The organism is Mycobacterium interjectum, from assembly GCF_900078675.2.
GTDB lineage: Bacteria > Actinomycetota > Actinomycetes > Mycobacteriales > Mycobacteriaceae > Mycobacterium > Mycobacterium interjectum.
This window is the reverse complement of sequence record NZ_LT546237.1, coordinates 3,615,338-3,641,881: the sequence shown is the minus strand read 5'-3', so window position 1 is coordinate 3,641,881 and position 26,544 is coordinate 3,615,338. Positions and strand designations below refer to the sequence as shown.

The window sequence follows — 26,544 nt, the reverse complement described above, 5'->3', positions numbered from 1 at the left end:
GAACGGGGAAAAGGTAGCGAACCAGCGACACGAAGGGGAGCGGTAGTGAAGCGTGGGATCGTGGTGGGCATAGCGGGCGTGGCCTTGGCGGTCGCGGCGTGTGCCGGCTGTTCGAGCAACAAGTCCAGCACTGGAGCATCATCGAGCTCGGCTGCGCCGGCGGCGTCCGGCACCCAGCTCACCGTCGATGGTCAGAATCAAAACATCAGCGGCCAGGTCACGTGCAACACGGCCAATGGCGTGGTCACCATCGGAGTCGGTGACGCGACTGCCGGCGTCGGCGCCGTGCTCAGCACCGACAATCCGCCCATCGTTCATTCGGTCGGGCTGGGCAGCGTCAACGGCATCGCGCTGGGTTTTTCCGACGCCGCTCCGAACCAGGCCAGCAACGCGGGGGCCGCGGTCAACGGCAAGTCCTACGCGATCAAGGGCACGGCGACGGGTACCGATATGGGCAACCCGCAGCAGCCGAAGACGGTGACCAAGCCATTTGAGCTGGACGTGACCTGCCCGTAGCGCAGGCACTGACACCCAAGAGGGGACGCATTCCATGTCGATGAAACGTATTGCCAGCGCGGCGGCGCTCGTGGCCGGCCTCGGGATTTCCGCACTGAACCCGGGATTCGCCAGCTCCGCGCCCCTGGATCCGCCGCCGCCGTGCCCGAACTGCCACGGCGGTGGCGGCGGCGGGGCGCCGGCGCCGCAGAACCCGCCGCAGGCGCCGAGCACCCAAAGCCAACCGCCGGCCACCCACGGCACCGCGCCGCCGGCCACCCAGAGCACCCAGCCGCCGGCCAGCCAGAGCACCGCGCCGCCGGCCACCCAGAGCACGCAGGCGCCGGCCAGCACCGAGCCGCCGGCCACCCCCCAGCCGCCGGGCACTGAAAGCACCCACCCGTCGTGGACGCGCGGCAGCGAGCCGCCGAGGACGGAAACCACGCAGCCCGGCGGACAGACGACTCCGCCGACCCCCCCAACCACGGCACCGGCGAGCGGACAAACGCCCCCGCCGTCGGAACGGGAGGCGCGCCCGGCGCTGAATCCGCCGAGCACCCAGCCTCCCCACCCCGCCTACGTTCCGCGGCGCGACCTGGTCACGGCCAGCGCGGAAGTCGGTGGCCCCGCCGGGAACGCCCAATTCAGCATCGTGGGCCGCGGCGCGCCGCCACCGCCGCCGGCGCGCGGGTGGGGCTGGAACGACGGCCCGGCCCCGCACCGTGCACCACCGGGCTGGGTGGGCCCGCCGCCTCCAGGTGGCTGGGACGGCCCGCCGCCTCCCGGTGGGTGGAACCGCCCGTGGAGCGGGCCGCCGCGCGACGTCGTCCACGCTCGGTCGGATTTCGGCCCGTTCGAGTACAACACCTTCACCGTCTTCCCGGTGTTCAACTGGCAGTACGGTGGTTGGGGTTACTGGTTCTTCGGCGTCTGGGTCCCGCTGTACTGACGCCCTTGGCTCAGGGCCAGAGCAAGGTGCTGGTCCAGTGATCGCGGTAGCGGTATTGGACGCGAGTGTGCATGCGGTCCTTGTCTGCTTGCCAAAACTCGACGATGTGGGCGACGAGGGCGTAGACCTGCCATGACGACGCGACGCGGTCAGGGTCGACGACAAGTTGACGCTCGGCGTTGGCGACGGCTTCTGCGCAGGTTGCTTGGCTGATAAGTGGCTGGCTTTCCTTGCTGGCCAAGGCAACTGCGCGTGCACCTGTGGACCTTGATCGGAAATCTGCCGCGCTGAGCTGGGCGGAGCCGGCAACTACCAAGCCGCGTACCCGGATTTGGCGGGCGACCGTTGGCCGGTAGAACGTGAGCGCGGCCCTAGGCTGCGCCGCTAGCTGGACCCCTTTGACACTTTCCGAGTTGGTCGCAAACCACCAGCCGTGTTCGTCGAGATCCTTCAAGATCAGCACGCGGGCATCGGGGGCGCCGGTTTCGTCACTGGTCGACAACGTCATCGCATGCGGCTCGGGAACGCCTTCATCGACCGCCTCACGAAGCCACTGCTGAAACAGCTCCACTGGCTCATCAGGGAGGGCGCCGGTATCGAATTCGAGCGTAGGGCCGGCGAAGACGGGCAACGAGCGAAGGAATTCACGCACGCGACGACGATACCCACGGTCGTGGCCACCGCCATTCATGTGCCCTGTGCGCTGGGGCCTTGGCCCTCGACAACGAGTTGCGGACTGCGCGAGGAGCGGTCAAGCCAACATGGCCAGGGTTTGCGTGGGAAAGGCGACAGTAGGGGGTTCACCCGATAATCCGGTCGATCCACTCCACCGCCGCGTCGGTGATGGCCGGGACGTCGTCGGGATCCTCACACTCCGCAACCATCAGCGACGACTCCGCTATGGTCGCCACCAGGACACGCCTCAGCAGCTGCCCGCGCACCGATCTATCCAGCTCCAGCACCGCCATCCAGTGCCGAAAGGCCGCTTGCATGCGGCCGCGACGGGCAGCCTCGAACCCCGGTGGCGTGTCTTCGGACGTCAGGACCCTGGCCAGGCGTCGTCCTTCCCACATGGCCGCAAGGTAGGCCCGCACGTGCAATTCGAAGATGCGCCGCGGGTCGGCGCCGTCTCCGGCCTCCCGCATCGTCTCCTCGATACGACGGTCAACGGCATTGGCCATTTGCTCGAACATCGCCAAAAACAATTCGGTCTTACCACCGAAATGGTGGTAAATGCTGCCAATGCTGGCCCCCGATGCGGCCACCAAATCCGCCATCGTCGCCACAGTGAACCCCCTGGCTCCAAATACTTCCGTCGCCGCATCAAGGATCCGCTGCTGTGTAGCGGAAGTCTTGCCCCACCGGCGCGGTTGCTCAGAGGTCGACATACCCCGACACGCTATAGGTTGGACAAAAGCGGCGGCACAGTGGCGGGGGTGATTCTGCGTTTGATGCCTCAGCGAGTATCGGTCGGGCGCGAGTAGACCATTGCCGCAAAAGTGCAACTAGCGACGCATCCACTCGAGAAACGTGTCGATAGTCGCGCTTTCGCGGTAATAGTGTGCTGAATTGACCCGCGAATCTGCGGCAGTAGTCTGATCTCGAGTTCGGACGGGGGTGGTATGCAGCTCCAATACATAAGCATTCCGGGGCTGATCGCGGCCGCCGGCGGTGATCCCTGGGCGATCAATCAAAGCCTGCAAGCCGGTCGTCCGGCGCAGATCTCCGCCCTGGCCGGCGCCTTTCACGGTGCGGGCAGATCCACCGCCGAGGCCGACGCGACGTTCGAGCAGGCGCGTCGCCGCTTCGAGGCGGCCTGGACTCACGAAAACGGCGACAACCCGATCAACGACTCCGCCGAAGTGCAGCACACCGCGCAGGCGCTGGGGGCGCAGTCCGAGCAACTGCCGAAGATCGGGGCTCATCTCGAAGAGGTCGCCGCCGCCTTGGCCGAGGCCCAAAAAGGCGGCAACGCAACGATCTCCGCGCTGGAAACCTCGTTGCACGAGCTCGATGAACTGATTGCCCAGGCCGTCGATATGAAACAACATGTGAAGACGAATGCCGATCTGCGGGCGCTGGAGGAATTCATCGATTCTTGCGAGGCCGGCGCGGTAGATGTCACCAAAAGGGCCGTGGATAAGCTGCATTCGATCCGCGGCACCTATTCGCAGATTCTGCAGAGCGGGCAGTCAAACCTGGCCACCGATGGATATGACCCCGCCCGGCTTTGGGGCGCCGACGGCCATGAGGCCGAGACGCCCGACACGGCCGAACGAGACGTACACAATGCGCTCGGGGGCGACAAGGGTGCCGCCGCCCGAGTCAACGGGGTGCTGGGCACCATCACCCCCGACCAGCTCGCCGGCAAGGCGCCGTTAAACGCCGAGCAGGCAGCGGTTTTGAGTCAGCTGCAGGGGCAAGAGCATGGGATGAGCGTCCCCCAGCTGCAAACCGCCGAACAACGCCTCGGGGTCGAGAAGAACATGGTCGGCGACTCGTTGCAGCTGATGAGCAACCCGAGCCTCACCTTTCCCAAAACTCCGCTGAAGGTGGGGGCCAAACAGGGATCGGACACGCTCAGGGGCGGGTTTTCTCAGCTGCCGCAGAGCGTGCAGAACACGCTCACCGGCAACGAGTCGTCCCGCTGGTCGGCCGACGATATGGAGTCGATCGCGAAGATCGTCGGCGACGGAAACCCGGCACTGCAGCACGGCACGGAACTGGACAAGGCGATGCTCGACTGGGGCGCACGCGAACTGCACGAGGAACTCCCGCATGGGCAGCTCCTCGACCACAGCCTGCTGCACGGCGACCAGCGGAGCGTCCTCGACGACGTGTTCCGCGCCGCCGGCCGGGATCACCTGCGGGTGACCGACCTGATCACCGGTGGCGGTCACGATCAGTTCCTGTCCGACGTCACCCAGAACCCGTGGGACGACGGCGGCAAGGCGGTGGGCTCGTTGTTCAGCTGGACGGAAAACCCGACCGTGGCGGAAGCGGAGATCGCGGGCCGCACCGCGCATTCCTATGCGACCTATCTGGGCCAGCACGCCGGCGACCTGCTCAAGCTGCCCGACGGGTTCGGTACCACGACGTTGGGCGCGGCCAATCCCGGCCTCGTGCAGTCGTTCGCGCACGGGCTGGCGCCGTACATCCCCAACATCGCGGGCGAACACAACGACCTGTCGCAATTCTTCGGCACACCCGACTCCGCCGAGAACCAGGAGAACGATTCCTGGCCGGTGGCCAAGGGCATTTTCTCGGTGTTGAGCACCGACAAGACGGCGTCGGACTATTTCAACGGCGCCGCCGACCGCGACATCATCCAAGCCGACAGCCGCTTTGCCCAAGCCGTGGGCAACCACGTTCCCGACCTGATCAACCACGACGAAGGCCTCAAGTACGCGGCCCGGTTGAAAGGCCTCGTCGACGTCGGCACGTTCAACGCGTCGAACTCCGACGCCATGGCCGCATACAACCTGAAGAAATCGGCCTACGAGGTTCTCACGAAGGGCGGCAGCTTCGGCGTCGGCGCGCTTCCGCTCCTGGGGGCCGGAATCGTCGGCGGCGGAGCGGGTCTCATCGGCGCGGCGATGGAGCACGACATCGTCGGTCCCCAGCCGACCACGCAGTCGATCCCGGACCTGCCGCACACCGCACCACCGCGGCTCGTGCTCGACGGATTCCTGGCGTCCGGCCAACCCCTGAACGACCTGGGGCCGGAGTTCTACCGGCCCGTCGATCCGCAGCAGCCCCATGGCCCCATGAGAATCGCCACCTACGCCGAAATGCCCCAGGCATGGCGCGACGCCAATCCCGTCGAAAGCTACGACGGCGATCTGTCGAGCGCGCTCAGCCGGACGCTCGGCAACGACACCGTGACGCGGGTCGACGACGACATCGCGACGTACTACAACAACATCGTGCACAATCCGCAGCCCTGGAAGAAGTGATTACGGGCTGAGTCGAGGGGCCGCGGAAGTGCAAACCGCGATGCTCGTTTTCGAATCTGTCGATACGCGTATTTTTTCTGGCGCCGAGCTTCATCATGGCGAGTACGCAGGAGCGGCGGGGGTGGGCGATGTCGTTTGTGGTGGTGGCGGCGGATGTCATTCAGACGGCCGCGGCCGACGTAGCGCAGATCGGTTCTGCGCTGAGCGCCGGCAATCTGGCCGCGGCCATCCCTACGACCGAACTGGCCGCGGCGGGCGCCGACGAGGTGTCGGCGGCCGTCGCGGCGCTGTTCGGCGCCCACGCCCGGGAGTATCAGGCGGCGGCGGCGCGGGCGGCGACGTATTCCGAGCGGTTGGTGCGCACGCTGGGCGCGGCGGCGGCGTCGTACGCGGCGGCGGAGGCCGGCATCGCCACGTCGATGCAGGGACCGCCGGGCCCGGCCGCCCCCGCCCCGCTCGCCGGCCCGATGAACGTCATCGTCCAGGCTGTTGACCACAGCCCGCTCGGCCAGGCGCTCCGCCCGATCATCAACGCGGCCATCGGCGGCACCGGCGGCAACCAGCAGTCGATCGTCATCGACTTCGTGCGGCACGGGCAGTCAATTGGCAACGCGGCCAACCTGATCGACACGGCCGTGCCCGGCCTGCCGCTCACCGCGCTGGGCCAGCAACAGGCGACGGCCATCGGCGCCGTGCTCGGGGGGCAAGGCAACTTCGCGGGGGTTTTCGAGTCGCAGCTGACCAGGGTGCAGCAGACCGCCCTCTTCGCCGGCATGACCAACGCGCCGATATTGCCCGGGCTCAACGAAATCAGCGCCGGCATTTTCGATGGCGCACCCGACATCAGCCCCCAGGGCCTGATGTATCTGGTGGGCCCGGTCGCGTGGACGCTCGGATTCCCGATCGTGCCGATGCTCGCCCCGGGCACCGCCCACCTCAACGGGATCGTTTTCGACCAGGGCTTCACCAACGCAATGCAGACGATGTACGGCACCGCCGTGACCAACCCGGTGATCGCCGGCAACGGCCAGATCACCGATGTCGCGTTCTCCAGCGAATTCGCCATCGAGGTGGGGACGCTGATGAACGTCAACAACCCGAATCCCTTGCTGATGCTCACCCACCCGCTGCCCAACACCGGCGTGGTCACGGTGCAGGGCAGCCCCCAGGGCGGCTGGACGATGACCAGTTGGGACGGCATACCCGTCGGGCCGCCGACCCTGCCGACCAAGCTGTTCGTCGACGTGCGCAACCTGGTCACGGCGCCACAATTTGCGGCCTGGAACAGTTGGGCGGCCCTCGGCACCGGCGATCCGATGACCGTCGTGAGCGCGGTGCAAGCCGGCGTCGACGAGGTCGCCGGTGCGACGCTGCACTTCCCGATCGCGGTGACCCGGGACGTGGTACACGCCGTGACCCACACCAGCCTCGGTGGCTTGTCGACGGAACTGACGGGCCTGATTTAGACCATCGAGTAGCCAAGGCGGTCGGCGACGCCGGCGATGCGCTTTGCGAGGCCGGGGTGCGTCAACGGGTGTGAGGTGTGTGGTCGTGCCGGCATTGCCGTCGCGGCCGGGGGGAACAACGCGATGCACGCTTTGCCGGCGAATCGGCTGTTGTAGCGCATCCCGTCGAGGCCCGGGAACGCTGCAACGATGACGCGGGCCCAGCGTTGGGTGATCGCATGGGGTGCGGTCGACATGGCAAACGTGCCGCCGGCTCGGGTCGGCCACGCCCCGACGCTGTCGACGGCGACGTCGAGCAGGCGCAGGTCTCGGGTAAACCGTAATGACGTCAAGTACGGCGCTTCGCGAACCCGGTCGATGGCGCGGTGCTCCTGGAACGCTTCGGCGAGCGCTGCGCCGGGCACGGAGCCCCCGTACCACACGCCGTGGCCCGGATGGTCGCCCGTGGGCTCGGGGTGCGGGTCGAATCTCAGCAACGGCCCATAGGCCCGGAATTCGTTCCAGGCCAAGACATGTTTGCCCGCGGTGCGGTGCACGCGCCACCATTTCTCCGACCGCCGTATCGCGCGCAGTTCGTTGTCACGGATGCCGATTGCCTGCAGTTCCTCTTTCGAGGGCGGATCGGCCAGGGTTTCCTCGCCGCTCACCTGCTGGCCCAGTCGGCGGCCTCGGCGACGCTGAGCACCAGCCGAACGTCGCCGCCGCTGCGCAACCAGTCCAGTGGCGACACCGATCGACCATCGACGCGCAGATCGGCTTGCGGTGTGGTGAGAAATCCGGCAACCGACACGGGGTGCAGGTCGTCCGGCAGCGCCGGCAAGACCTGGTCAAATCCGCGGATCTGACCGCGCCGCCCGGCCTCGTCTTCGAATTGCAAAGCGGGAAAGACCCAGCCGCCGCGATCCTGTATCGCCCACAGCGTGCGGTCGGCGCGGCGCTGACGCACCCGAGATTCGTTGACGCCGAGCAGCTCGGCCACCTGGCCACCCGAATACGCGGTGTTGATGAGACGCGCGACGCGGCCGAGCGTCTCCACCGTGACGCGCGCATACGCGCGGTCATCCTCGGCGAAGTCCGATTCGTCGAACAGCGCCGCGTCCGCCTCCGACAGCGCCGCCGCATCGGGCCGGATCGACGGCAGGCTCTGCAATGCCTCAGCCAGGTCCGCGCCACTGACCGCGTAGTGCTCGACGATCATTTGTCCGAGGTCGTTGGGCGCCATCACCAATCCCACTTCTAACGTGTGTTAACAACATACTATCATCGTTAATGGCGGGATCCCGGGGGCTAGGAGGCCACGATGACGTACGCGTTCGACCCCGAGCTCGCTGCGGTGGTGCCCATGCTGCCCGACCTCGATGGTGCCGATCCCGCCGCGATGCGGTCGTCCCTGTCGGCGATGATCGCCCAGTTGCCCGCCCCGGATCTGACCGGCGTGCACTGTGAGGATCGCCTGATCCCCGGCGGTGCCGGCGACCCGGAGGTGCCGGTCCGCATCTACCGGCCTGCCGAACGCAGCGCACCCGCGGCCGTCTACAGCGTGCACGGCGGCGGGTTCATCGCGGGCGACCTGGAGACCGAACACGCCGGGAACGTCGGGCTGGCGCGCGCGCTCGGTGTCGTGGTCGTTGCCGTCGATTACCGGCTTGCCCCGGAGACACCGTTTCCCGGGCCGCTCGAGGACGTCTACGCCGGACTCGTCTGGATGGCGGGGCATGCCGAAGAGCTCGGGGTGGATCCGCACCGCATCGCCATCCACGGCGTCAGCGCCGGCGGCGGCTTGTGTGCCGGTTTGGCGCTGCTGGCCCGCGATCGCAAGGGCCCGCACATCGCGTTCCAGTTCCTCGGAGTGCCCGAACTCGATGACCGGCTCGCCACCGCAAGCATGACCGCCTTCACCGACACCCCGCTGTGGAATCGCCCGAAGGCCGTGGCCAGCTGGGACTGTTACCTCGGCCCGGGCCGCGCCGGCTCCGATGACGTCTCCAGCTATGCCGCACCGGCGCGCGCGACCGATCTGGCGGGACTGCCGCCCGCTTACATCTCGGTGATGCAGTTCGATCCGCTGCGGGACGAGGGCATCGCCTACGCCCAGGCCCTGTTGGCCGCCGGGGTGACCGTCGAATTGCATTTGTTCCCCGGGACTTTTCACGGTTCGGCCCTCATCCCGGACGCGGCGATCTCACAGCGCGAGGGGGCCGAGGCGGTCGCGGTGTTGCGGCGGGCGCTCGCCTTCTAGCGCGGGCGATGGGCTGGAGGCGGGAATCCTCTCCCCTAAGAAGGGTTTTCATCTGCGGCACAATCACTTCAGTTCGCTCGCCGAGCGAACCGTGCCGAAGCTGCCCAAAAGTGGTGTACGGGCAGCTTTCCCGCGGGCGGTGGGGGCTTGAGGGAAAGCTGCCCGTCTGCCACCGGTTATGGGTAAGGAGTTGTTGACCGGCAGCAGCACCACCAGGAGTCGCTGGCGGGGTTGGGCCATCCGCCGGCACCTGGGCGTCGTTTCATGGTGTCGCCCAACGGATCAAAGGGACGAGGCGCTAGCCGCATCTTCCGTCCTCCCGTGGTGTCAACTACCAATGATTCGACGCGTGTGGAACAGTACCGAAGACCTGGCACTCTGGCGACGCTCTTCTCAGTAAATCTGGTGAAGCTCTTCGTCATCCGTCGGGCGCGGCAATATATCGGCGGTGAGAAAACAGCTGATCACGGGTCAGGCGGCACGCGTGTGGCAAACGCATCCGTTGGAGCGCAAACTTCAATGCGAAATTACCTGCTGGTAGCGGCCATGCCGAGTTGACGTTTCTGAAATGAATTGGTATGCAACAACATCGAATTAGCAACTGGGCACATACGCCTTCGGGCTAGGAAGGGAAATTGGTCTTTTCGACAGCCGTTGCCGCTGCGGCGGTCTAAGCTGAGTTTTCCTGGTGTGGTTTCTGCGTCGATGCCTCGTGATTGGGCCGAGGTTGTCAGAGTGACGTGGTGGGATGAGCCTCTCCAATTTCAAGAGTTCGGTACGGCCGGCGAGCAGTCCCGGTTGAGTTGAGGCGAGGTTGGAAGCCATGCAAAGTCGTGTCAGCCCTGTGGCGATCATCGGGATGGGGTGCCGGCTTCCCGGCGGGGTAGATTCGCCCAACGCGTTCTGGCGCGCCTTACTTCGCGGCGACGACTTGGTGACGGAGATTCCCGCCGATCGGTGGGACGTCGACGAGCACTACGACCCCGAGCGTGGGGTGCACGGTCGGTCGGTGTCGCGGTGGGGTGGCTTCATCGACGACATCGGCGGCTTTGACGCATCGTTCTTCGGCTTCGGCGAGCGCGAGGCGACCGCCATCGATCCGCAGCATCGATTGCTACTGGAGACGTCATGGGAAGCGATCGAGCACGCGGGCATCGTTCCGGCCTCGTTAAGTGGGTCTCGCACCGGTGTTTTCGTGGGGTTGTGCCAACAGGACTACACGCTGATTACCGGCGACGCCGGTTCGCTGGAGGATGCCTACGGCTATACCTGCACTCCCTTCAGCATGGCGTCCGGCCGGATCGCCTATGGGCTGGGACTGCTGGGTCCGGCGCTGACGGTTGACACATCGTGTTCGTCGAGCCTGCTCGCCGTGCACATGGCGTGTCTGAGCCTGGACACGGGTGAAAGCGATCTTGCGTTGGCCGGAGGCGCGATGCTGGTGTTGGACCCGCGGGTCTCTGCCTCGGCGTCGGCGCAGGGCATGCTCTCGCCGACCGGCCGCTGTCACAGTTTCGACATTGCCGCCGACGGGTTCGTCCGATCGGACGGTTGTGCGGTGGTCCTGCTCAAGCGCTTGCCCGATGCGCTCCGTGACGGTGACCGAATTCTGGCCGTCGTCCGCGGCACCGCGGCGAATCAGGACGGCCGTTCCGAGACCATCACGTCGCCGTCCTCGGATGCCCAGGCCGCGGTGTACCGGGCGGCGTTGGAAGTGGCCGGGGTGGAGCCGGCCACCGTGGGTGTGATCGAGGCGCACGGCACCGGCACCCCGGTGGGCGATCCGCTCGAATTCATAAGTCTGACCGAGGTGTACGGTGCCGACGGCAATCGCGTCGCGGTCGGATCGGCCAAAAGCAACCTGGGGCACACCGAAGCCGCGGCCGGAGCTGTCGGTCTGATCAAAGCGGTCCTCGGCCTGCAGCACGGCGTGGTGCCGCCGATGGCGCACTTCACCCAGTTGCCCGAGGCGCTACAGCAAATCGAAACCGGCTTGTTCGTGCCGCGGGAAGTCATACCCTGGCCGTACAAAGGCAAGGGGCCGCGACGGGCGGCGGTGACATCGTTCGGCATGTCGGGGACCAACGTGCACGCCGTGCTCGAGCAGGCGCCCGACGCCCGAACCGACCCGGAAGCCCCAGTGGCGCACGGGCCGTTGCTGTTTCCGCTATCGGCGACCTCCGGGGGAACGCTGCACCAGACGGCGCAACGATTGGCCGAATGGCTGGACGATCACAAAGACGGGTTGGCTATCTCGGACCTGGCGTACACCCTGGCGCGACGGCGCGCACACCGGACCGTCCGCACCGCCGTCATTGCGGGCGACGCCGAGGGGCTGGCCGCGGGGTTGCGTGAAATCGCCGGCGCAGAAACCCCCTACGCTCCGGTGTCGGGTCACGGCGACCGCGGCCCGGTCTGGGTCTTCTCGGGCCAGGGATCGCAGTGGGCGGGCATGGGCGCCGAGCTGCTGGCCAACGATGCGGTGTTCGCGGCGACTGTCACCCACGCCGAGCCGCTGATCGCACGGGAGTCCGGATTCTCAGTGCGCGAGGCGATGTCGGCTCCCGAAGTCGTCACGGACATCGACCGGGTGCAACCGACGCTTTTCATTTTCCAGGTCGCCCTGGCCACCGCCATGCGCGCCTACGGCGTACAGCCCGGCGCCGTGATCGGGCATTCCCTTGGCGAGATCTCGGCCGCCGTCGTCGCCGGGGCGCTCTCGCTGCAGGACGGTGTCAAGGTGGTCTGCCGGCGTTCGAAGTTGATGTCGCGCATCGCGGGTGCGGGAGCGATGGCTTCGGTGGAGCTGCCGGCCCAGCAGGTGCGGCAGGAGCTGGCCGCCCGCGGAGTGAGCGACGTCGAAGTGTCGGTGATCGCGTCACCGAACTCCACGGTGGTGGGCGGAGCGACCCAAGCGGTGCGCGACCTGGTAGCCGAATGGGAGGGCCGTGAGGTCATGGCCCGCGAGGTGGCGGTGGATGTCGCGTCGCACTCGTCGCAGGTCGATCCGATTCTTGACGAACTGGCCGACCAGCTTGCACACCTCACCCCGACGACGCCGGATGTGTCGTATTACTCTGCGACGCTTGATGATCCACGGATCCTCCCGGCTTTCGACGCCAGCTACTGGGTGAACAACCTCCGGCAGTCGGTGAAGTTCGCCGCCGCGGTGCAGGCCGCCCTGGACGACGGCCACCGGGTGTTCGGCGAGCCCTCGCCGCACCCGCTGCTGATCCGTGCGGTGGAACAAACCGCCGGCGCCGCCGACATCGCGGTGCAGGCAGTCCCGGCCATGCGCCGCGAACAGCCGATGCCTTTCGGCGTGCTCGGCTCCGTGGCGGATCTGTACGGTGCCGGCGCCGCGATCGACTTCTCGGTACCGTATCCGCGCGGTCGCCTGGTGGATGCCCCGCTGCCGACGTGGACCCGTCAGCGGCTGCTCCTCGAGACCGACGAGCCGGCGGCGGGGTCGCGCGGCAAGTCGACGGTTACGGTGCACCCACTGCTCGGCGCGCACGTGCGGTTGCCGGAAGAGCCGGAACGCCACGCCTGGCAGGGGGAGATCGGCACCGCGGCGCTGCCCTGGCTGGCCGATCACCGGGTGAACGGGGTTGCCGTCTTTCCGGGGGCCGCCTTCTGCGAAATGGCACTGGCGTCCGCCGAAATGGTTCTGGGTCCGAATTCCGACGTGTGCGATGTTCGCCTCGAGCAGATGCTGCTACTTGACGAGGAGACTGTGGTGAGCACGGTGGCCTCGGTTGAGGGCGACGGCGTGGTCGATCTCGTGGTGCAGACCGAGCGGGAGGGTGAGCGCACGCGGCGAGGCGGCGCTGTGCTCCGCGCGGCCGACGATCAGGAGCCACTGCAGCGCGACATCGCCGCCCTGCTGGCCACCCACCCGCAGCCGACGGAGGGCGCCGCGCTGCGGCAGTCGTTCGCCGAGCGCGGCGTCGAATACGGGCCTGCCTTCGGTGGTTTGGTGTCGGCACGCACCGCCGCAACAAAAAGCCGCAGTGTCGTTGCCGAGGTGCGGCTGCCCAGCGCAGTTCGGGGTCAACCGACGGGCTACTGCGTTCATCCCGCGTTACTGGATGCTTGCTTTCAGTCGGTGCTGGCACACCCGGCCGTGCAGGGCGCCTCCGAGGGGAGGGGATTGGTGCCGCTGAGTGTGCGGCGGCTGCGTCGATACGCTTCGACGCGTGCCGCGCGGTATTGCCACCTGCGGGTCACATCAGTCAGCGGGTCAGCGGTCGAGGTCGATCTGGATCTGCTGGCCGAAGACGGCGCGGTCCTGCTGGTCGTGCAGGGCCTGCGTATGGCTATCAGCGGCGGCGCCGCCGACCAGCTGATGACCGAGCGGCTCCTGACCATCGACTGGCAGCCGCAGGCGCTGCCACCAGTGCCCGAGCGGGCATTCGGGCGGTGGCTGCTGGTCGATACCGCCGATGCCGATCCACTGACATCGCGGCTCGCGGATGCGCTGAAAGTGTCTGGTGCGCAATGTGAGACCCTGATCTGGCCAGAGTCGACCGATCGAGTGGCCAACGCCGAACAGCTCGGTGCCGAGGTGCATAGCGGCCTCCAAGGTTTGGTGATCGTCTGCCCGCCACCGGCCGGCGAGTTGGACGAGCAAGGGCTATTGCGAGGCCGCGAACAGGTGCGCCACCTAGTGCGCATGACTCGCGAATTGCCGGAACTCTCGGCTCAGCCGCCCCGGCTGTACGTGGTCACCAGGCAAGCCCAGATCGTGTTGCCCGATGACCAGCCCAACCTGGTGCAGGCCGGACTGCGCGGCCTGCTGCGGGTGATCGGCGCGGAGAACCCACAGCTCCGGCCCACCCAGATCGACCTGCGGGAAGATGCTGACGCCGAGCAGGTGGCGCACGAATTGCTGACTTCTTCGCAGGAAGACGAGACCGCCTGGCGGGGTGGGCAGTGGTACACGGCGCGGCTCCGCTGCACGCCGCTGGGCGCCGACGAACGGCGGGTCGCCACGGTGCAGCACGAGTCCGAGCGGATGCGCATGACGGTGCGTCATCCCGGTGACCTGCAGACGCTGGAATGCGTTGCCCTGGACCGAAAGCCGCCGGGGCCGGGCGAGGTCGAGATCGCGGTCAACGCGTCCAGCATCAACTTCGCCGATGTCCTTGCGGCCCTGGGGCGTTACCCCGATCTCGACGGTCAGCCGCACCAACTGGGATTCGATCTGGGCGGCGTGGTGGCGCGCGTCGGCGCCGACGTGACCGACCACCGGGTCGGCGACTGGGTGGGCGGCTTCTCCGGGTACGCCAACGGCAGCTGGAGTACGTTCGTCACCTGCGACGCCAGGCTGGTCGCCACCCTGCCGCACGGCCTCACCGCCGGGCTGGCCGCCGCGGCGGCAACCGCGTACGGCACCGCGTGGTACGGACTGTGCGACCTGGCCAGGATCTCGGCCGAAGACAAGGTGCTAATCCACTCCGGCACCGGCGGTGTCGGTCAGGCCGCGATAGGCATCGCCCGGATGGTGGGGGCCGAGATCTTCGCCACCGCTGGCAGCCCGGAGCGACGGGCAATGCTGCGGGATATGGGCATTGAACATGTGTACGACTCGCGCGGCATGGAGTTCGCCGAGCGGATCCCTCGCGACACCGACGGCCGCGGCGTCGACATCGTGCTGAACTCGCTGACCGGGGCGGCGCAGCGCGCCGGGCTGGACCTACTGGCCTACAGCGGGCGCTTCGTCGAGATCGGCAAGCGCGACATCTACGCCGATACCCGGCTGGGTCTCTTACCGTTCCGGCGCAACCTCACGTTCCATGCCGTCGATCTGGCGCTGCTGTCAAAGACCCACCCGCAGCGATTGCAGAGGCTGCTGCAGACGGTGTACGAGCGGATCGCGGACGGTCACCTGCCGCTGCCGGCCTGCACGGAATACCCTCTGTCGCAAGCCGCTACCGCGATCCGGATGATGAGCGGCGCCGAGCACACCGGTAAGCTTGTACTCACCGTGCCCCGCACCGGTGAGACCCTCGCGGCGGTGGCGCCCGAGCATGCTCCAGTGTTTCGCAACGACGGCGCCTATATCGTTACAGGTGGCCTCGGCGGTCTCGGGCTGTTTTTGGCCGGTGAGATGGCCAAGGCGGGCTGCGGGCGGATCGTGCTGACGGCGCGTTCCAACCCAACGCCGCGAACCCGACAGGCGATTGAACGGCTCTGGGCGACTGGAGCCGACATCGTCGTGAAGTGCGGCAACATCGCCGAGGCCGACACTGCGGCTCAAGTCGTGGCCGCGGCCACCGCCACCGGGCTTCCGCTGCGCGGGGTCCTGCACGCCGCCGCGGTGGTCGAGGACGCGACCCTGGCCAACATCACCGACGAGCTGATCGATCGGGACTGGGCGCCAAAGGTATACGGCGTGTGGAACCTGCACCAGGCGACGGCGGACCAGCCGCTGGATTGGTTCTGCTCCTTCTCCTCGGTAGCCGCGCTATTCGGCTCGGCCGGTCAGGGGGCCTACGCCGCGGCCTGCAGCTGGCTGGACGCCTTCACCCACTGGCGTCGCAGTCAAGGTCTTCCCTCGAGCTCGATCGCCTGGGGTGCGTGGGGCGAAATCGGCAGGGCGGCATTCATGGCGGCGAGCGGACGGACCACGATGATCACCCCGGAAGAGGGCGCTCTGGCGTTCGAGACTTTGCTGCGTTACGACCGGGGCTACACCGGCTACGTTCCGACCACCGGTGCGCCATGGCTCGCGTCGCTCGTTGCGCGCAGCTCGTTCGCCGAGGCTTTCCGGACGGCCGGAGACCGACACACGGCCGAAAGCTTTACGCTGCGTGCCGAACTGCTGACTCTGTCACAGGATGAATGGCCGGTCCGGCTTCGGCGCCTGATAGCCGAGCAGACCGGCCTGATTTTGCGGCGTGCGATCGACCCCGACCGCCCGTTTGCCGACCATGGCCTGGACTCGCTGGGCAACCTCGAACTGCGGACCCGCATCGAAGCTGAAACCGGACTGCGAATCACCCCCAGGACCATCGCAACCTACAACTCCGCGCGTGCCTTGGGTCTGCACCTATCAGAAACGCTCGCCTCCGACCTGTCCGCGACCCAATCCGGTGGACCGCCCTACGGCAAACCAGAGTCGCTCATCGGTGGGTCCTCGAATGTCGGTGGTGGGAAGTGAAACGACGCCGGCTGGAGCCGCAGCAGCGACGCGAACAGCTGATCGACACGGGAGCGGCGATGTTTGCAGAAATGCCGTACGAAGACGTCCAGATGGACGACATCGCTGCCCGCGCGCATGTCTCGAGAGCGACGCTGTATCACTACTTTCCGTGCAAGCGAGACTTATACGCGGCGATATTCCGGCGCGCCAGTAGCCGCATGCTGGCACACATGAGCGACGATCCGCAGCTATCGCTCGCAGAGCAGCTGGCCACCGGACTCGAGGCCCATATCCAATCGTTTGTCGATCGCCCCTTTGAAGCCGTCACGATCAACCGCGGCGTTTGGTCAGATGACCCGGCCGTCCAGGCGATCGTCGCCGAAGAACTCAACGTTGTGGGCCAACGGCTGATCGATCAACTCGTCGAGGACGGATGTCTGCGCGAGGCCGCCGAGATCGCCGTAGAGGCGTGGTTGGCGTTCGTCCGCGCAGCCTGCGTGAAATGGATTGAGTCGAAGAATATCTCGCGCGCCGATCTCACCGAAATGTGTCTACGCGCATTCGACTGCGCTCTGGGGAGCCGCTTGCGTGGCCGGATATATTCGGGATACGCAACCGAACCCACTCGGTAATTTTTGGCTCGTCGCTGACGAGGATTGCTCACTGCCGGGCACGGATTCGTTCGGCCGCCATGGACACCCCCGCGGCCGGGAGACGGGCCAACAGCACGTCGCCCATCGCCGCCGCGGGCGTGAGCACCCCCCGCAACGGAGAGAGGCGGTCGCGATCCAATGCCAACGCGAGACCGCTCTCGCCCAGCAGCACCGACGTGCCCTCGTACGCGTCGCAGGATTGCGCGAACGTCGCCACGTAGCGCGCGCCGGTCGCTGTGGTGGTGTAAGTCTCGACGGTGTAGTGGCCGCGCTTGCGGGCGGCGTCGCTTGGACCGGAGCCCGGCGTGGGCACGATGCGCTCCACGAATCGCTGGGGCAACCGCCGCAAGTGCCTGTTGCCCAGGCTAAAGGCACACGCCAAGGCGCCCGTCACTGCCGCCGCGGCGACCGGTGCCGCGAGCGAGTTGCCGAGGCTCATGGTTTCCGAGTAGCGAAACTGCCTGCCATAGGCCCAGTCTTGCAATGCGTTGCTGCGCCGCACTATTCGCGTGTTATACGGGGCCATCACAAATCCGCTGAGCCCGAAGCACGCAAGGTCGGGCGCGACCTCGCGGCCTCGACGCCGCTGGAAGTCCGGTTGCGGGCCGAGTTCTGGTTCGCAGGCGCGGTCGGTGGTCAGCGTGTAGGGATCGTTGAAGATCGGGTGGGTTTGCGTGTCGGCCGAGGCGGTACGCATCGTTTCGAGCAGCGAAGCGATGGTGCCGCCGGACGCGGCGGATTGGCGAAAGGAGCGCAGCACCATCGTCGTGTCGCCGAGTTCGCCCGCGCCGTCCTCGACGGCTCGGCGGTGGAGCTGATAGACATTGAGATCCGAAGGGATGGAATCGAATCCGCAGGAAAGCACGATCCGGGCGCCGGTGTCGACGGCCCGTTGGTGATAGTGGTCGATGCTGGCGCGGCCGAACATCAGCTCTCCGGCCAAATCGGCGTAGTCCGTTCCGGCCGCGGCGCAGGCCGCAACAAGCGGTAGGCCGTACCGTATGTAGGGGCCAACTGCGGTCAGCACGACTCGGGTTCGCTCGGCCATCGCTGCCAGCGTCGGCGGCCGCGACGCGTCGGCGACGATCAACGGCCAATCCTGCGCGGTCGGGCCGAGCAGCCGCCGCACGGCCAACAGCCGGTCGCTGCAGCGACCGGCCAGCGCGATCCGTGCCCTCGACCCCGCGCGGGCGAGGTACCGGGCCGTCAGCGCGCCGGAAAAGCCACTGGCACCGTACAAAACGATGTCAAACTCGCGCTCGGCTGTCACTCCATAACCCAGCTGTCCTCGGCGGGCAGGACGCACAGCAGCGAACGTACCGCCTCCAGTGGCTTCTCCCGCCCTGGCAGATGTGCATGGTGCTCGATGAAAAGCCGACCCGCAAAGGTCCCGCAACTGTAGAGATCGACCGGCGCGCGGGTGGGGAAGTGCAATTCGCTGTGGAAGTCCTCCACCTCCAAGCCCGGCGGTGTGCTCAGGCCGGGGATCGTGCCGGTGTCGGTGCACAGCACAAACGGGGGCAGCCCAGGCGGAGTTCCTTCGTATTGGAGGTTGAAGTGCAGCGTGGACTGCTGAATCACGCCGTCGGACAGGTCAGCTCGAAAAGCGTCCACGATACCGCGGGCCACATCGACGAGCTCGGTGTCGGGCCCGATCTCGGCAAGATAGATTGCCACCCCCAACGGCAGCGTGCTGCCGGTCAGGCTTGCCGGGGGCGACAGGATGTATCGCAAGTCGACCGGATAAACGTATGGGATCGGAATGTGCGGCGTGTTGCGAAGGTCCCACTCGGCCAGCAGGATGGCCGCCGCCACCACGGAGTTCAGGCTGAGCTGATTGGCACGGCCAAACTCCACTAGGTCGGACGTCTCCTGCTCGGTGAACCGGATGCGGGCCACCGGAATGGGTTGGATGGCATCATGGTTCGACGCCATGGGCGGCGTCTGGACTGCCTGCAGGTCGTAGGCGAACGCCGCCGGGTAGAGCCGCTCGAGTCCGGACCGCCGCTGTTTTTCGATTCCGCGCTGCTCAAGCAACGCCTCCAGCGGTTCGGGTGCGGGTTGCGGTATCCTCGGTCCGGGGTCGCCGGTTTCCACCACGTTGGTGTAAAGGGTGAAAAGCTCCTCGAGAAGACCGAACGCGTGGTGGGCGTCGGCCAGGCTGTGGTGGGTATACAGCGTCAGTGCGCCGCCCCCTTCAGTGCGTTCCAACCGCAGATTCATCAGAGAATGGCTTTGATCCAGCAGCAATCCGGCGGGTGTCGAAATGGCATTGGAATCGGCGCCGTCGTCGACCACCCAAAGACCTTGGTGCAGGACGTCTTCGGCCACGATCTGGTAGCGGCCGTCGTCGGCCTTCTCGAGGCGGCCGGTGAAAATCGGATGGGTCTCCAGGAGCGCGTCGAAGGCGTCCGACATCGCGTCGACGTCGATGGCGCCTTTAAGGTGCGCCGTGAACGCGAAATAGGTCTCGTTGACCGCGAATACTTCCTCGCTGCGGGCCAGTTTTCGGATGACCGATCCGGGAAACACCTAGGACTCCTTAGTTCAGTGCGTGCTGGCGCGCCGATAGCCGATCAGCGTCGGGCCGATGCATACGGCGGTGATGCCGGTGGCCCACAGCAGCGTTGCGAGCATGGGCCATCGCACCGGGCCGCCCAGCGACAATCCGCGCATCGCTTCGATCGCGTAGCTCATCGGCTGGTGTGCGACCACTGGCTGTATCCACTTCGGAAATTGGTCTACCGGCAGAAACCCGGTCGAGAAGACGACGGCGAGCAGGTGAACGAGTGTAACCGCCTCGAGCAGGAAATTTTTCGCGGCGTGCAACGCCACCATTGTGATGAGGGTTGCGTAGGACAGCCCGAAAATGACCGGAACGATCAGCCATGCCAGAATGGCCAGCGGGCCCTGGTGGAAGCGGAACCCGAGCATCATTCCGACGGCCACCAACACCGCCGTGGTGATCGTGATCCGAACCGCCTCGGCGACCACCCGTGAACAAACACCCGACGCGCGGTGCACGGGCAGCACCCACAACCGGCGCAGCAGGCCGTCGTCTCGCTCCCCGATGAGGCCGATCGCCCCGATCGCCGATCCGTTGATCGCGGCGGCGAGGGCGTTCATCGGAACCGTGCCGTACAGCGCGCTGTGCCCGGTGACTTGTGAAACCATATGGCCCAAAACAATATTCACAGTCAGCAGGAACAGGACGGGCAACACCAGCACTTCGACCATTGCGGTGAGGTCGCGCCCCCACCGCAGAAGTATCCGTCGCGTCTGCACCAGGGTCTGTGGGACCAGAACCCGTGCGGAATCCTCGTAGCACCGCCGGTCAACGCCGTGGTCGGTGGTCTTTTCGTCAACCAGGGTCATCGCGCCCGCCTCGACAAAACCGTTGCCGATGCCGGTAGCAGCATCGCGGCCAATCCGCATAGCCACGCCAGCGACGGCGCCAGCACGGACCACGTGAAGGGACCGCCATGCGGTGGGGTGTCACCGGCCAGGGCGCGCAGGGTGTCCACGAACCTCGAAACCGGCTGGTCGCGCACGATGGGCTGGATCCAACGAGGAAACTGCTCGACCGGCTGGACACCCACCGACAGCAGTCCAAAGATCAACGGCGGCAGGATCAGTAGCGGCGTCATGGCCTCCGGGTTCCGGGTGGCGGTCCCGACCACGTCCGCACCGAAAGACAGCAACGCCCCGATCACGAGCACCAAGGTGCAAAAGGCAACGATGTAGACCGCCGAGCGGTGGAACCGGAATCCAATCAGGTGACCGCAGACCAGCGCCACCGCCAACGAAACCAGGCAGCGGTATACCGCGGCGGAGATGCGGGCGGCCACCGGCGTAGCCGGGGCGATCGGCATCGATTTGAAGCGGCGATTGATGCCTTGTACCGAGTCGGTCGCGGCCCGAAACGCCGTCGACATCGCAGCAAAGGTGATGGCCTGCAGCGCGATCAACGGCATGATGTACTGCGCGTAGCTGCTGGCGATGCCCCTGGTGGCGGCTCCCATGAGCTGATGCAATGGAATGTAGAAGCCGGCGGTGAAAATCGCCGAGGACGCGATGGTGATGACGAGCTCACCGTTGCGTAGCGTCGGGGCGATGAAGCGGCAGGTGAGGACCCACCACTGTGCGAGCGCTGACGGGCCGGGCCGCGCGGTGGCCGGCGCGGTCACTTTATGACCTCCGCGACAACGGTTCGGGGCTCGGCGGAATCCCCGGTCAGCGTGAGGAACACGTCGTCCAGCGACGGACGCCGCAGCGCGACGTCGGCAAGGTCGATATTGGCCGCCGCGAGCCGCCCCACGACCTCGATAAGGGTACTGGTACCGCCCGGCGCCGGCATGGCGATCCGATCCGATTCGGAAGTCAGGGCGGCCCTGTTCTTCTCGGGCAACAACGAGCCGAGCGTCTCGGCGATCACCAGTAGATCCCTGGGATCCTGCGGGACGATTTCGCAATAACTGGCGCCGGTTCGCTCCTTGAGCTCGTCGGCGGTGCCCTCGGCGATGATGCGGCCGTGGTCGATCACGATGATGCGGTCGGCAAGCGCGTCGGCTTCCTCGAGATACTGCGTGGTCAGCAAGGTGGTGATGCCGCAGGTCTTGAAGTTGCCGACAAGATCCCAAATCCCTTGCCTGCTACGCGGATCCAGGCCGGTGGAGGGCTCGTCCAAGAAGACCACCTGCGGGGGGACCACCAGACCACAGGCGATGTCGATCCGCCGGCGCATGCCGCCCGAGTACGTTTTCACGCGCCGGTTGCCTGCATAGGCCAGCTCGAATTCTTCGATCAACTCTTCGGCGCGGATGCGCGCGGCCGACTTACCCAGTCCGTACAACCGGCCGAACATGACGAGGTTTTCTAACCCGGTGAGCATGTCGTCGAGGGCCACCTGTTGGCCGGTAAGCATGATCGACCGGCGCACACCCGCGGGCTCGGAGACGCAGTCATAACCGGCGACGATTGCATGGCCTCGATCGGGCCGGCTCAGGGTCGACAGGATGTCGACGAGCGTGGTCTTCCCCGCGCCGTTGGGCCCGAGGAGGCCGATCACCTCGCCGCGGCCGACTTCGAAGCTGACGTTCTGCAAGGCCACCACGTCGTCGTAGGTCTTGCGTACCCCATCGACGATGACCGCCTTGTCAAAAATCCTCTCGGCGTCACCCATTGGCCTTCCTTCCTCTCAGCCCTCAACCCGCGTCGCGCGCGGACAAGTCCACTAGGGCCAGTTCCACTGGCTCCGAAGCAGCGTTGCCGTCGTCGGGGATTGCGGCGATGGCCTGTTCGAGCAGCACCCGCAAAGCCAACGGGAAGCGCTGCGCCAGAGCCTCGATCGTTGCGCTCGCAACGCGGCGGGTGTCATACCACCAATCGAGATGCAGCGAGCCGGAGTGGCGGTATACGCGAAACTCGATGGCATGGCCTAGGCCCGGAATCGGGTCGCGCACCGGCAGCGCCGCGTCGGAGTCGAACTGGACCGGTGCATCGACGGGCGGTAGCTGGGGGATCAGACCCACGTAGCGGAAGTGGATGTCGGAGGGGCCGGCGGCGGCGAACAGCGGTGCGGTGGGTGCGTAGACGTAGCGCAGTAGTGCATAGCCGATCCCATGGTGCGGAACGGATCTGAGCGTGTCGCTGACAGTGCTCAGCAGTGTGGCCGCATCGCCGTCCCTCGTGCACGGAATCGGAGCAGGATAGATCGTGGTGAAACGGCCAATGGTCCTGCGCAGGTCCACGTCGGGCCTCAGCACGGTGCGCCCGGCGCCCTCCAGGTCGACCGAAACCACACCCTCGCCGAGGGTCTGGGCGATTGTCCGACCTAGTGCCGCCAGTAGTATCTCCTCGATCGGCACGCCCAGCCTCCGGCGGGCGTCGTCGATCTCGGCCGTTTTGTCGACGGTCAGCGCCGACGGCACCCGCGCCAGGTCGCTGGAATGGGGGCGGTCGGTGACTTCCGGGTCGCCCAGCCGCAATGTCGCCGTGTTGGAGTTCTCCAGCCAGAAGTCACGGGTGTCCAGGACCGCCGGGTGCGTCGCCAGTGTCCCGGATCGCAGAGACCAATCGCGCCATTGCGCGCTGGTCGGGGGCAGCAAAATTCCCTCGCCCGCAAGTCGCTGAGTGAATGCGGTGAGCAGGTCGGTCAGCAGGATCTCGCGAGATGCGTTGTCCGCGATCACTTCGTGCATGGACAAGATCAGGTGGCTGCTGCCCTGCGCACTGGCCTCCGGACCGGAAACGTGTGTGGCGGTCAACGATGCGGTCTGGCCATCAGCGGCCTCAGCCGCGATGTTCAGCAGGGCTGCCCGCAGCGCGGCGGGTTCGCCACCCGTCAGGTCGCTCGGAAGCCTTCGGGTCGATAGCAGTTCAAATTCCTGCGGTGCGGCGATGTGCTGCTCCCACGTCCCCGCGCGTTCGACGAGCCGAAGGCGTAACGCGTCGTGGTGGTCGGCCACCGCGGTGAGCACGGCCCGGATGTCTTCGACGCCCACGACGGGGGCGAGCCTGAAGATCAGCGGGCATCGCCAGGAACCGGTCTCTTGCACTCCTTGGTCGAAGAACTGCATTACATTCGGCGGGACGCAGGTATGAGTAGTGGGGTCAATCGGTTTCGCCAAGCTGCCCGCGGCGTCTTTCGCATCGACGTGTTTCGCGAGGGTGGCCAAAGTAGGGTGTCGATAAAGATCCTGCGGCGTGACGTCCAGGCCCGCGTTGGTGGCGGCGGTCGAAATGCCAATCGAGATCAGGGAATCACCGCCGAGGTCGAAGAAGTTGTCATTGCGGTCGATCGAATTGACACCTAAGCACCGCATCCAGATCTGCCGCAGCGCCGCCTCGGTCTGCGCCTGCCCGTTGGGGGACTGTTCGGCTTGGGCGCCGGCACCGGCACCATTGGTGGACACGTCGGGCGCGTGCGATCCCGCGGCCAGGCCGGTCCAGTTGATCGGCTTCGGGTCGATCCAATGCCGTTGGTGAGCAAAGGGATAACCGGGCAGAGAAACGGTTCGCGGCGCGGGCCCCGACGGGCGCGGCCACTCGACCTGGACGCCAGCCGCCGACAGTTGGCCGAGCCCGAGCAGGAAGGTGTCCCGATCATCGACGTTCTGGATCGGGTGCCGCATGAGCCGAACCGCGCGATGTCCGCCCGACCACTTCGGGTGCCGCATCGCCGAACCCGTCAGGTTGCCACCCGGGCCGACCTCGACGAGGATCCGGCACGGGTCGGTCAGCACCGCCTCGAGCTCGTCCGCGAACCTGATCGTGGAACTGATCTGGCGAGCCCAGGCGGCGGGGTCGGTGATTTGCTCGTCGGACATCCAGGTCCCGGTGAGGTTGCTGAGTAGGGGTGTGTGCGGCCGCCGAAGCTCGACACCGGACAGGAAATCTTGGAACTCCGCCGCCACGGCATCCATCGAGCTGGAATGAAACGCGTGTGTGGCGCGGACGCGTCGCGCGGCGATACCGTCCCCGCGAAGGCGTTGGGTGAATGCGCGGATCTCGTCGTTAGGACCGGCGATAACGCAGTTGCCGGGATCGTTCACTGCGGAAAGGCCCACTCCCTTAACGGCGTACTCCGCAAGGTACGGTTCGATGTCGTCGGGACCCAGTGCCACCGCCACCATCGAGCCCGGTGGGGATTCGTGCATCAGGCGGGCACGCAATGACACCGCCTTGATCGCAGTCTCGAGGTCGAATACCCCGGCCAGGGTGGCCGCGATGTATTCGCCGGTGCTGTAGCCGATGTATGCTCCAGCGCGCACCCCATAGTTTTCCACCAGTCGCGCAAGCGCGTATTCCACTGTGAACAGCGCGGGTTGGGAGCGGTCAATGCGCTCCAAATCGGTTGTGCTATCGCCGAATATCTCGGCGTGTAGGTCGATCCCCATCTCATTGTGGAATCCCGCGGCGCAGATGTCGAAGTGTTCGGCGAAGGCGGGCGTGGTGTCGTACAAGCCCCGGGCCATGCCGCCGTGCTGAGAGCCCTGACCCGGAAACATGAAAACGACGCGTTGCGACCCCGACTCGACGTTTCCGCCGACGGATTCCCCGACGAAGACGTTGTCATGCTCGGAAGTCCGCAAGACCGCGACCGCCTGTTCGCGGTCGTGAACCACGGCCGCCATGGTGATGCTGTGCTTACGGCGCCCGGCGAGGGTGAAAGCGACGTCGGACAGGCTCGGGGCGCCCGTTTCGTTTAGCGCCGCGGCTAGAGCGTTGCGCGATTCCTCCAGTGCGGCTTCAGTTTCCGTCGAGAGCAGGATCACCTGCGGGTCCGCCGGCTCGGCGGGCGCCGCAACCGGGGGCGCCTCCTCGACGACGAGGTGCGCGTTGGTTCCGCCCACCCCGAACGAGCTGACGCCGGCCCTGAGCACTCCATCCCATTCCCACGGGCCGTAGGCGCTTTGCACCGCGAAAGGGGTCTCGTCGAGGCGGAGTTCCGGGTTCGGGCTGGTGAAGTGCAGTGTCGCGGGAATCGCCTTGTGCTTCAGGCAGAGAATCGTTTTGATCAGGCTCACGACGCCGGCCGCGACTTCGAGGTGGCCGATGTTCGACTTGACGGACCCTAAGACACAGGGACCGGTTCGAGGCATCTGCGACACGGCGAACGCGGTTCGCAGGCCCTGGATTTCGATGGGATCACCCAGCGGTGTGCCGGTTCCGTGCGTCTCGACGTAGCTCACGGTGGAGGAATCGATGCCCGAGACCGCGTGAGCTTCCGCGATGACATCGGCCTGAGCGACCGGGCTGGGAGCCGCGTACCCCATCTTCGCCGAGCCGTCGTTGTTGATCGCCGACCCGCGGATGACGGCGTGAATCCGATCCCCGGCTTCGACGGCGGCCTGAAACGGTTTGAGGACTACGATGGCCACACCGCTGCCGAAAACCGTGCCGTCGGCCCGCACGTCGAAGGGACGGCAGTGGCCGACCGCCGACACCATCGACCCCGGCGAGTTCCAGTAACCCACCCGGTGGGGGACCGACAGCGACACCCCTCCGGCAAGCGCCATGTCGCATTCCCCGCTGAGCAGGCTCTGACAGGCCAGATGGACCGCGACGAGCGATGACGAGCATGCGGTCTGGACCGTCAGGCTCGGGCCGCGAAGATTGAATTGATGGGACACCCGCGTGGCGAGGAAATCCTTGTCGTTCTGCAGGAACAGGTTGAACTGCTCGAAGTTGAGGCCCGTTCCCAGGAAGGCGTCTTCGCCATGGTGGGACGACAGGTTGTGCAGGAGATAGCCGCTGGGGGAGCAGGTTCCGTAGACGCCGATGGCGCCGTCGAACCGCGCGGGGTCGCAGCCGGCATCCTCGAAGGCATGCCACGCGCATTGAAGGAATAGGCGGTGCTGCGGGTCCAGCGTCCGAGCGGATTGCGGTGGGAATCCGAAGTAGTCGGCGTCGAACTCGTCGAACCCGTCGATGACCGGCGCCCGCCGCACATACGCGGGATTGGCCAGCACTTCATCGCCGATCCCGGCAGCCTTCAGCTGTTGCTCTGAGAGCGTGACGATCGATTCTTCGCCGCGGCGAAGATTGTCCCAGAAGGCCGACACGTCGTTGGCGCCCGGGAATCTGCCGGCCATGCCGACCACGGCGATTGCGTTGGCCGGCAAACCCGTTGAGTAT

Annotated in this window: 17 protein-coding genes; 7 read left to right on the top strand and 10 right to left on the bottom strand. The window is 66.5% G+C overall.

From position 1 onward, the window contains the following. Positions 1–45: 45 nt before the first annotated feature. Both BN4348_RS51900 and BN4348_RS60545 read left to right on the top strand, forming a co-directional pair. Complete coding sequence (locus BN4348_RS51900; protein WP_066916195.1) at positions 46–516, top strand: lipoprotein LpqH; 471 nt, start codon at positions 46–48, stop codon at positions 514–516. A gap of 40 nt (positions 517–556) precedes the next feature. Continuing rightward, positions 557–1,444, top strand: coding sequence for an MAP_0585 family protein (locus BN4348_RS60545; protein ID WP_066916228.1), 888 nt, complete (start codon positions 557–559; stop codon positions 1,442–1,444). 10 nt (positions 1,445–1,454) lie between these two features. Here BN4348_RS60545 and BN4348_RS51890 read toward each other — a convergent pair whose 3' ends face one another. Continuing rightward, the gene (locus BN4348_RS51890) at positions 1,455–2,096 is read right to left on the bottom strand and encodes a pyridoxine/pyridoxamine 5'-phosphate oxidase (protein WP_235852801.1); all 642 of its coding nucleotides are present in this window, start codon (positions 2,094–2,096) and stop codon (positions 1,455–1,457) included. 148 nt (positions 2,097–2,244) lie between these two features. Next, the gene (locus BN4348_RS51885; RefSeq protein WP_235852800.1) at positions 2,245–2,721 is read right to left on the bottom strand and encodes a TetR/AcrR family transcriptional regulator; all 477 of its coding nucleotides are present in this window, start codon (positions 2,719–2,721) and stop codon (positions 2,245–2,247) included. A gap of 345 nt (positions 2,722–3,066) precedes the next feature. Between BN4348_RS51885 and BN4348_RS51880 the strand changes: the two genes are divergently transcribed. Together BN4348_RS51880 and BN4348_RS51875 are read left to right on the top strand one after the other, a co-directional pair. Beyond that, entirely contained in the window at positions 3,067–5,400 is a 2,334-nt protein-coding gene (locus BN4348_RS51880) for a putative alpha/beta hydrolase (RefSeq protein WP_235852799.1), read from the top strand. 128 nt (positions 5,401–5,528) lie between these two features. After that, positions 5,529–6,866: a PE domain-containing protein gene (locus tag BN4348_RS51875; protein WP_066916189.1), complete on the top strand. Its 1,338-nt coding sequence runs from the start codon at positions 5,529–5,531 to the stop codon at positions 6,864–6,866. Here BN4348_RS51875 and BN4348_RS51870 read toward each other — a convergent pair. Further along, positions 6,863–7,513, bottom strand: coding sequence for an RES family NAD+ phosphorylase (locus BN4348_RS51870; RefSeq protein ID WP_372514057.1), 651 nt, complete (start codon positions 7,511–7,513; stop codon positions 6,863–6,865). The two genes, BN4348_RS51875 and BN4348_RS51870, sit on opposite strands and share 4 nt — an antisense overlap. Then, positions 7,510–8,088 carry a hypothetical protein gene (locus tag BN4348_RS51865; RefSeq protein WP_066916224.1) on the bottom strand — a complete coding sequence of 193 codons (579 nt, stop codon included), beginning with the start codon at positions 8,086–8,088 and terminating at the stop codon, positions 7,510–7,512. Before BN4348_RS51865 ends, BN4348_RS51870 begins: the two co-directional genes overlap by 4 nt. A 78-nt stretch (positions 8,089–8,166) precedes the next feature. Here BN4348_RS51865 and BN4348_RS51860 point away from each other — a divergent pair, with 78 nt between their 5' ends. From BN4348_RS51860 to BN4348_RS51850, 3 genes are all read left to right on the top strand, one after another. Next, positions 8,167–9,105: an alpha/beta hydrolase gene (locus tag BN4348_RS51860; RefSeq protein WP_066916185.1), complete on the top strand. Its 939-nt coding sequence runs from the start codon at positions 8,167–8,169 to the stop codon at positions 9,103–9,105. An 823-nt stretch (positions 9,106–9,928) separates the two neighbouring features. Next, positions 9,929–16,270: a sulfolipid-1 biosynthesis phthioceranic/hydroxyphthioceranic acid synthase gene (gene pks2, locus BN4348_RS51855; protein WP_084454465.1), complete on the top strand. Its 6,342-nt coding sequence runs from the start codon at positions 9,929–9,931 to the stop codon at positions 16,268–16,270. Next, the gene (locus tag BN4348_RS51850) at positions 16,267–16,884 is read left to right on the top strand and encodes a TetR/AcrR family transcriptional regulator (protein WP_066916183.1); all 618 of its coding nucleotides are present in this window, start codon (positions 16,267–16,269) and stop codon (positions 16,882–16,884) included. The genes pks2 and BN4348_RS51850 overlap by 4 nt, the downstream gene beginning before the upstream one ends. A 28-nt stretch (positions 16,885–16,912) precedes the next feature. Here the strand turns inward: BN4348_RS51850 and BN4348_RS51845 are convergent, their stop codons facing one another. The 6 genes from BN4348_RS51845 to BN4348_RS51820 are packed head-to-tail and all read right to left on the bottom strand — an operon-like array spanning position 16,913 to position 26,531. After that, on the bottom strand, positions 16,913–18,175 hold the full coding sequence (locus BN4348_RS51845) for a saccharopine dehydrogenase family protein (RefSeq protein WP_066916181.1): 1,263 nt from the start codon (positions 18,173–18,175) through the stop codon (positions 16,913–16,915). Beyond that, entirely contained in the window at positions 18,172–19,437 is a 1,266-nt protein-coding gene (locus tag BN4348_RS51840; protein ID WP_066916179.1) for a phthiocerol/phthiodiolone dimycocerosyl transferase, read from the bottom strand. Before BN4348_RS51840 ends, BN4348_RS51845 begins: the two co-directional genes overlap by 4 nt. Before the next feature lie 15 nt (positions 19,438–19,452). Then, complete coding sequence (locus BN4348_RS51835; RefSeq protein ID WP_066916177.1) at positions 19,453–20,280, bottom strand: ABC transporter permease; 828 nt, start codon at positions 20,278–20,280, stop codon at positions 19,453–19,455. Further along, complete coding sequence (locus BN4348_RS51830) at positions 20,277–21,092, bottom strand: ABC transporter permease (protein ID WP_066916175.1); 816 nt, start codon at positions 21,090–21,092, stop codon at positions 20,277–20,279. Before BN4348_RS51830 ends, BN4348_RS51835 begins: the two co-directional genes overlap by 4 nt. Beyond that, positions 21,089–22,087, bottom strand: a complete 999-nt coding sequence (locus BN4348_RS51825) for a daunorubicin/doxorubicin resistance ABC transporter ATP-binding protein DrrA (RefSeq protein ID WP_066916173.1) — start codon at positions 22,085–22,087, stop codon at positions 21,089–21,091. The genes BN4348_RS51830 and BN4348_RS51825 overlap by 4 nt, the downstream gene beginning before the upstream one ends. A 22-nt stretch (positions 22,088–22,109) precedes the next feature. Continuing rightward, complete coding sequence (locus tag BN4348_RS51820) at positions 22,110–26,531, bottom strand: type I polyketide synthase (RefSeq protein WP_264034182.1); 4,422 nt, start codon at positions 26,529–26,531, stop codon at positions 22,110–22,112. Positions 26,532–26,544: the final 13 nt, after the last annotated feature.

Excerpts from the sequence above, each read along its gene's own strand:
- BN4348_RS60545 (WP_066916228.1), top strand. The coding sequence starts at position 557 with ATGAAACGTATTGCCAGCGCGGCGGCGCTCGTGGCCGGCCTCGGGATT.
- BN4348_RS51885 (WP_235852800.1), bottom strand. The coding sequence starts at position 2,721 with ATGGCGGATTTGGTGGCCGCATCGGGGGCCAGCATTGGCAGCATTTAC.
- BN4348_RS51880 (WP_235852799.1), top strand. The coding sequence starts at position 3,067 with ATGCAGCTCCAATACATAAGCATTCCGGGGCTGATCGCGGCCGCCGGC.
- BN4348_RS51875 (WP_066916189.1), top strand. The coding sequence starts at position 5,529 with ATGTCGTTTGTGGTGGTGGCGGCGGATGTCATTCAGACGGCCGCGGCC.
- BN4348_RS51865 (WP_066916224.1), bottom strand. The coding sequence starts at position 8,088 with ATGGCGCCCAACGACCTCGGACAAATGATCGTCGAGCACTACGCGGTC.
- BN4348_RS51860 (WP_066916185.1), top strand. The coding sequence starts at position 8,167 with ATGACGTACGCGTTCGACCCCGAGCTCGCTGCGGTGGTGCCCATGCTG.
- pks2 (WP_084454465.1), top strand. The coding sequence starts at position 9,929 with ATGCAAAGTCGTGTCAGCCCTGTGGCGATCATCGGGATGGGGTGCCGG.
- BN4348_RS51835 (WP_066916177.1), bottom strand. The coding sequence starts at position 20,280 with ATGACCCTGGTTGACGAAAAGACCACCGACCACGGCGTTGACCGGCGG.
- BN4348_RS51825 (WP_066916173.1), bottom strand. The coding sequence starts at position 22,087 with ATGGGTGACGCCGAGAGGATTTTTGACAAGGCGGTCATCGTCGATGGG.